The organism is Acinetobacter sp. YH12208 (assembly GCF_013418055.1).
Taxonomy (GTDB): Bacteria; Pseudomonadota; Gammaproteobacteria; order Pseudomonadales; family Moraxellaceae; genus Acinetobacter; species Acinetobacter pseudolwoffii.
This window is the reverse complement of the sequence record NZ_VPCT01000010.1, coordinates 85,179-92,447: the sequence shown is the minus strand read 5'-3', so window position 1 is coordinate 92,447 and position 7,269 is coordinate 85,179. Positions and strand designations below refer to the sequence as shown.

Sequence of the window (7,269 nt, the reverse complement as noted above, 5' to 3'; positions counted from 1 at the left end):
CTACGTGAGCGTAGTGACGAGTTGGAGAATCGTATTCTACGTGTGAAGTATTAATTGTAATACCACGTGCTTTTTCTTCTGGTGCAGAGTCGATTGCAGCGTAATCACGCGCTTCGCCACCGAATTTTTTCGCACATACAGTTGCAATCGCAGCTGTTAAAGTTGTTTTACCATGGTCGACGTGACCAATTGTGCCCACGTTAACGTGTGGCTTATTACGTTCAAACTTAGCCTTAGCCATGAGATCTTCCTTTTTAAACTACTCATGCAGGATCACTGCATGAGCACTTGGGTTTAACTATGAATTAGTTTGGGCTTATAGTAATCGAAAGATTACTCGTCGTCACCTTTTTTACCGCCAGACTGGAACTTAGAAATGATGCCTTCAGCCACGTTACGTGGAGTTTCAGCATATTTAGCAAATTCCATAGAGTAAGTCGCACGACCTTGAGACATAGAACGCATATGAGTTGCGTAACCAAACATCTCAGCCAATGGAACTTCAGCACGAATGGCTTTAGTACCACCAGGTAAATCGTCCATACCCTGAACCATACCACGACGACGGTTTAAGTCACCCATGATATCGCCCATGTAGTCTTCTGGAGTTTCTACTTCAACTTTCATGATTGGTTCAAGCAAGATTGGATCTGCTTTCATGAAACCATCACGGAAGGCATAAGAACCCGCCATTTTGAATGATAATTCGTCAGAATCGACATCATGGTAAGAACCGTCGAACAATGTCGCTTTGATGCCCACTACTGGATAACCAGCAAGTACACCATTCTTCATACGTTCTTGGATACCCTTGTCAACCGCGCCGAAGAATTCTTTAGGTACTACACCACCTACAACTTCTTCAACGAATTCGTAGTCTTTACCAGCGTCTTCAGCAAGCGGTTCTAGACGTACGTATACGTGACCGAACTTACCTTTACCACCAGTTTGACGTACGAATTTACCTTCTTGTTCAACTGACTTTTTGATCGTTTCACGGTAAGAAACCATTGGTTTACCAATGTTGGCTTCAACACCGAATTCACGCTTCATACGGTCAACAATGATGTCAAGGTGAAGTTCACCCATACCAGCAATAATGGTTTGACCTGATTCTTCATCAGTACGTACGCGGAATGATGGATCTTCTTTCGCCAAACGACCTAAAGCAACTGACATTTTTTCTTGGTCAGCTTTAGTTTTAGGCTCAACTGCAAGTGCAATTACTGGCTCAGGGAATTCCATACGCTCTAGTGTAATTACGTGGTTTTCATCACATAATGTATCACCAGTCGTTGTGTCTTTAAGACCTACACATGCCGCGATGTCGCCCGCACGAATTTCTTCGATATCTTTACGGTCATTCGCATGCATCTGTACGATACGGCCAACACGCTCACGCTTCATTTTTACTGGGTTATAACACGGGCTACCCGCTTTAAGAACACCTGAGTAAACACGAACGAAAGTCAAGTTACCTACGAATTTGTCATTCATAATTTTGAATGCAAGTGCAGAGAACGGAGCTTCGTCAGACGCTTCACGAGAACCTTCAGATTCGTCTTTGTCGTCAAGGATACCCTTGATCGCTTCAACGTCAGTCGGTGCTGGCAAGAATTCAATTACAGCATCCAACATACGTTGAACACCTTTGTTTTTGAACGCCGAACCACAAAGCATCGGTTGAATTTCGTTTGCCAATGTACGCTTACGGATACCAGCAACGATTTCTTCTTTAGTCAGCTCTTCGCCTTCTAGGTACTTGTCCATGAGTTCTTCTGATGCTTCCGCAGCAGCTTCAACCATGTTAGTACGCCATTCTTCAGCAGTAGCAACTAAGTCAGCAGGGATGTCGCCATATTCGAATTGCATACCTTGAGATGCTTCATCCCAAATGATTGCTTTCATTTCGATTAGGTCAACAACACCCTGGAAGTTTTCTTCTGCGCCGATTGGAACAACGATTGGCACTGGATTACCGCCAAGACGTGTTTTAACTTGTTCAACTGCACGGAAGAAGTTCGCGCCAGTACGGTCCATTTTGTTAACGAACGCAATACGTGGAACTTTATATTTATTTGCTTGACGCCATACCGTTTCTGACTGAGGCTGAACACCACCTACAGCACAGTAAACCATGCACGCACCGTCAAGAACACGCATAGAACGCTCAACTTCAATCGTGAAGTCAACGTGTCCCGGGGTGTCAATTACGTTAATACGGTGTTGTTCGAACTGGTTCGCCATACCTTTCCAGAAGCATGTTACAGCTGCTGAGGTAATGGTAATACCGCGTTCTTGCTCTTGTTCCATCCAGTCCGTAGTTGCCGAACCTTCGTGAGTTTCACCAAGTTTATGGCTCTCACCTGTGTAGAACAAAATACGTTCAGAAGTGGTTGTCTTACCTGCGTCAATGTGCGCAGAAATACCAATGTTACGGTAACGAGAAATTGGGGTTTGACGTGCCATGATTTCTAGCATTCCTAAATTTTGTTGTTTAAAACAGGACGCTTTAAGCTGCATAGCAACTTAAAGCGCTTTGGTGACAAAACCATGACGGTTTTAGCACTTTCCTGAATAGGGCCTGTTTTATCTGCTTAGAAACGGTAGTGAGAGAATGCTTTGTTGGCTTCAGCCATACGGTGCACATCTTCACGTTTCTTAACCGCAGCGCCTTTGCCTTCAGATGCATCAAGCAACTCGCCAGCAAGACGTAAAGCCATAGTTTTTTCAGAACGCTTAGCAGCAGCATCTACTAACCAACGCATAGCTAGGGCAGTACGACGGGATGGGCGTACTTCCATAGGTACTTGGTATGTAGCACCACCAACACGGCGTGCTTTTACTTCGACCATAGGACGAACTTTTTCAAGAGTAGTCTCGAAAAATTCAACTGGGTCTACTTTAGATTTTTCTTGAACGCGGTCTAAAGCACCGTAAACGATACTTTCAGCAATAGATTTTTTACCATCTTGCATTACGTGGTTCATGAATTTAGCGATTGTTTGGCTGCTGAACTTAGGATCCGGAAGGATTTCACGAGCAGCGACTACGCGACGTCTTGGCATTTTAAACTACCTATAAAGATGACACTTCAGGTTTATCCAGCATGAGCACAAAGTGTCATGTGCATTCGCTGGCCTTACTACACGTCGCTTGAATTTCACAAAATTAAATGCAGAAATCAGACAAGCGAGACGATAAAGGATTGCGGTTCTACGTTCTTAAAATTTAATTCTCGACGAATTATTTCTTAGGACGTTTAGTACCGTATTTAGAACGAGACTGGTTACGATCTTTAACACCAGCACAGTCTAAAGAACCACGAACGGTATGGTAACGTACACCTGGTAAGTCTTTAACACGACCACCACGGATAAGAACAACACTGTGCTCTTGCAGGTTATGGCCTTCACCACCGATGTAGCTAGAAACTTCAAAACCTGAAGTTAAGCGAACACGGCAAACTTTACGCATTGCTGAGTTAGGTTTTTTAGGTGTAGTTGTGTAAACACGTGTACAAACACCACGGCGCTGTGGACAAGCCTTCAACGCAGGAACTTTAGATTTTTCAACTAAAGTCGTACGACCCTTACGGATCAACTGATTTGTTGTTGCCATTTGGCAATTCTCCCGTTAATAAAAAGCCCCAAAAACATACTGCTTTTTGAGGGCATGCAATTGTAATTCAAGATGTAAAATTGGTCAACCTGCTCAGGTCGACCAAATATAATAACAACTATACGCTATGCTGCTATTTTCTCTCAGAATTCATTTACTTTTTCGGATTCTTCGCAGTTTTTTTTGTAACATCTTGAGCTTTAGATGTTGTTGAGGCTGTTTCAGATGCAGAATCAGGATCCTCCTGCCCCTCTAGCCCCTCATTTTCCACGGTCTCCGATTCATTTTCAGCAGTATTATCTGCTTGTATCTCTGCTTCCACGTCAGGATCAAAAGAAGTTTTGGTTAAAGCAGGCTGTTGCGATTGTTTATCTGCCACAGGTTCAACCAATTCATCACTGAGGGCATCTAGACCTTCACTGACTTTTTCATCTTTTTTCACTTCAGCTTCTTCAGAACTGAGATCATTCTTTTCTTTCTTAACCAGTTTGACCTGAGTAATTGTATCATTGCCTTCAATTGCAATATCCTGATCCAGAATTGGCTCGTCTTTTGGCGCCTCGATCGACTGAGATGAACTGTCTAATAATTTAGGTGCAGCCTGTTGCAATAAATTGACTGCTTTTTCATAGGCCGCATAGGGAGACAATTGCGAATCTTGATGCTGAATCAGATATTGTCGAGCATGTGAGAAAGCTTCTTGAGCTTTCTGATTTACATCATCAACAAAACGGTGACTATAAACTGCTCCGATTCCAGCACTTGCCAATGGTGTCAATTTCGTTAATTTTTCTAAAATAGAAATTTTTGGCAGATTGTTCACCCATTCCCATTTCGCCTCGCCTTCATGGTTGTTTAACCATTGCTTTATGGCAGTCATATCATTATCAGAACCTAGCATGGTCTGAAGCTGGGAAATATCGTGGGTTTTAATCGTATTACTCAGCGCTTTTAAGCCCAATAATAAGGTCTGCTTTTCAGCAATCAGGCCAAGGTCTAGCTGTCTAAAAATATGTTGTACGATTTCCTGATCATCTTCTTTGCTCAGGTCAAAACCATAAGAGCGACCGACCTGATAAATGGTACGTAGCGCCATTAACAAAGAAGCCGGAATATCAATCGCTGTACCAAGCACCCCAGAAGCACCGCTGATTGCACCCTGTACCGTTGCAATCCATTTGTTTTGCTCACCCAAAGCCTGTGAAATTCGTTTAGAACGATTGACATCCTGAGTCAACTCTTCCAAGTCTTTTGCTCCCGCTTCATTCAGAATGGCATCGACCGAACTGCTCTGGTTACTAAACTGGTTAAGGCGGTCATAAAAATAGTCTGATACTTTCTCCGTCAGTTCAGGAGAAACAAAATGTGCCACGTTATTGACGGTATTAAAACGGTGTCCTAGAAGTTGGCGAGATACATTTGGCAGATGTTCACGAAGCATTTGCTGTGGATTATCATATTTTTTAGCCGAAAAAACGCTTTTTGTCTTCGCCGAACCGTCAATCACCTGACCGGAATTTGACGGCTTAAGTGCTTTCGTCACCGAGTCTGGTGCAACATGATTCAATAAATCCAATCCGGTTGAACTGAACTTTTTCGCCACTCCAAAGGCATTCGAAATCAGACCATTAGATTGTTTATTATTAGCATTTACCATTTTTTACCTCAGCATTCACGTGCTTGTATTTGATATAAATACTAGGTGTAGTCAGCATTTATCTCAACTTTATTCTGTGTCATTTAGTAAAATCCCTACATGCCGACTCACAAACCCAACCGACTGTCACACGGCATAACATTTGCCATAAGATTTCAAAAGTCTTTCTGCTATCATGTTCTCCATCATGAAATAAGGCTAGAGGCCGGATTTGGCGATTTTATATAGCCCATTTTCTGCCACTGGACGTAGAGCTAAACTATAAGGATCTGTAGATGAAACGTGTTGTCATCACTGGCATGGGTATTAACTCGTGTATTGGTAATACATTAGAGGATGTAAACCATTCTTTACAAAATGGGATTTCAGGAACACGTTTTAATCCGACTTATGCTGAACTCAATTTCAAAAGCCATGTGAGTGCTGCGGCCGAACAGGATTTCGACGGTATTGACCGTAAACTCAAACGCTTTATGGGCGTATGCGCAATGTATGCCTACAATTCGGCACTTGCTGCAGTTGAACATGCCGGTTTAAAACAAGAAGATCTGGCAAATAATCCACGCTATGGTATTGCCGGTGGTTCAGGTGGTGGTTCAACTGCCTCAGTGGTTGAAATGAAAGAACTTCTAGATACCAAAGGTGCGCGTAAAATTGGTCCTTTCTTTGTACCACGCAATATGACCAACACCATTACTGCAAACGTCGGTGTCGCTTTTAAACTACAAGGCGTAGCACATACCATTACCAGTGCATGTGCAACCTCTGCCGATGCCATTGGTTATGCTTACAACCTGATTCAACTGGGCAAACAAGATTTGATGCTGGCTGGTGGCGGTGAAGAGGATCACTGGTCACAAAGCTTATTGTTTGATGCGATGGGTGCGCTTTGCTCTAAATACAACGACACGCCTGAAACTGCATCTCGTCCTTACTCTGCTGACCGTGACGGCTTCGTGATTGCCGGTGGTGGCGGTTTTGTGGTGCTTGAGTCACTTGAGCATGCACAAGCACGTGGTGCAAACATCTTGGCTGAAGTGGTGGGCTATGCGGCCAACTCGGATGGTGCAGATATGGTTGCACCAAGTGGCGAAGGGGCTACACGCTGTATCCTGATGGCACTTGAAGAAGCCAAACAACATGGTGTTGAATCGATTGATTATGTGAATACTCATGGTACATCTACACCTGCTGGTGACGTGACCGAGCTTCAAGCAATGGCACGTGCATTTGGTGAAGATAAAGTTCCACCACTGAGCTCAACCAAGTCTATGACTGGTCACAGCCTGGGTGCTGCTGGCGTTCAGGAAGCAATTTACTCGATCCTGATGATGCAAAATGACTTTATTGCTCCAAACATTAACGTGACCGAGCTGGATGAAGGCGCAAAACCATTTGATATCGTGCTTGAAAAACGTGACGCAAAATTGAATACTGTGATGAGTAACAGTTTCGGTTTCGGCGGCGTAAATGCTTGTCTCATCTTCAAAAAATGGGAAGGCTAAGCCGCCCATTTTAGGGTGACTTGATGGATGCTCCTTCTGATGCTTTCCTTTGGGTAAAAGCATTACATATTATTGCTGTGGTGTGCTGGTTTGCTGCGTTGTTCTACTTGCCACGGCTATATGTTTACCATGCCATGAGCGAAGATGCCGTAAGCCACGCGCGTTTTCAGGTGATGGAACGCAAGCTGTATCGTGGCATCATGTGGCCTGCCATGCTGGCCACCCTCATTACAGCGCACTTTCTGGTCGATTGGGGTGATGCAACACGTCACTATCATGAAGCTTTATGGTTTTACCTGAAAGTGGGTCTGGTGGGTTTATTGGTGATTTATCATCTGGTATGTGGCCATTACCGCAAAAAACTGATGGAAAATGCCCATTACAAGTCACACAAGTTCTGGCGTTATTTTAATGAAATGCCAACCCTGATCTTATTTGCTGTGGTAATTTTGGTCGTGGTAAAACCGACCTTCTAACGCATAGAGC

The 7,269-nt window shown here is 43.7% G+C and carries 7 protein-coding genes; 2 read left to right on the top strand and 5 right to left on the bottom strand.

The window, feature by feature from the left end:
• The 5 genes from FTU95_RS10935 to FTU95_RS10915 form a co-directional block, all read right to left on the bottom strand.
• Nucleotides 1-241: GTP-binding protein (locus FTU95_RS10935; RefSeq protein ID WP_257220114.1), on the bottom strand; the 241-nt coding region annotated here is incomplete at its 3' end.
• Between the two features lie 92 nt (nt 242-333).
• Nucleotides 334-2,469, bottom strand: coding sequence for an elongation factor G (gene fusA / locus FTU95_RS10930; RefSeq protein ID WP_005096016.1), 2,136 nt, complete (start codon nt 2,467-2,469; stop codon nt 334-336).
• A gap of 128 nt (nt 2,470-2,597) precedes the next feature.
• The gene (gene rpsG / locus FTU95_RS10925) at nt 2,598-3,068 is read right to left on the bottom strand and encodes a 30S ribosomal protein S7 (protein WP_004279240.1); all 471 of its coding nucleotides are present in this window, start codon (nt 3,066-3,068) and stop codon (nt 2,598-2,600) included.
• A gap of 178 nt (nt 3,069-3,246) precedes the next feature.
• Complete coding sequence (gene rpsL / locus FTU95_RS10920) at nt 3,247-3,621, bottom strand: 30S ribosomal protein S12 (RefSeq protein WP_002050319.1); 375 nt, start codon at nt 3,619-3,621, stop codon at nt 3,247-3,249.
• Nucleotides 3,622-3,775: 154 nt separating this feature from the next.
• Nucleotides 3,776-5,278 carry an EcsC family protein gene (locus FTU95_RS10915; RefSeq protein ID WP_100534694.1) on the bottom strand — a complete coding sequence of 501 codons (1,503 nt, stop codon included), beginning with the start codon at nt 5,276-5,278 and terminating at the stop codon, nt 3,776-3,778.
• A 275-nt stretch (nt 5,279-5,553) separates the two neighbouring features.
• Between FTU95_RS10915 and FTU95_RS10910 the strand changes: the two genes are divergently transcribed.
• Both FTU95_RS10910 and hemJ read left to right on the top strand, forming a co-directional pair.
• Nucleotides 5,554-6,783 (top strand): beta-ketoacyl synthase N-terminal-like domain-containing protein, encoded by a 1,230-nt coding sequence (locus FTU95_RS10910; RefSeq protein WP_005096011.1) that lies wholly within the window; start codon nt 5,554-5,556, stop codon nt 6,781-6,783.
• Between the two features lie 23 nt (nt 6,784-6,806).
• Nucleotides 6,807-7,259, top strand: a complete 453-nt coding sequence (gene hemJ / locus FTU95_RS10905; protein WP_100328923.1) for a protoporphyrinogen oxidase HemJ — start codon at nt 6,807-6,809, stop codon at nt 7,257-7,259.
• The last annotated feature ends 10 nt before the right edge of the window (nt 7,260-7,269 follow it).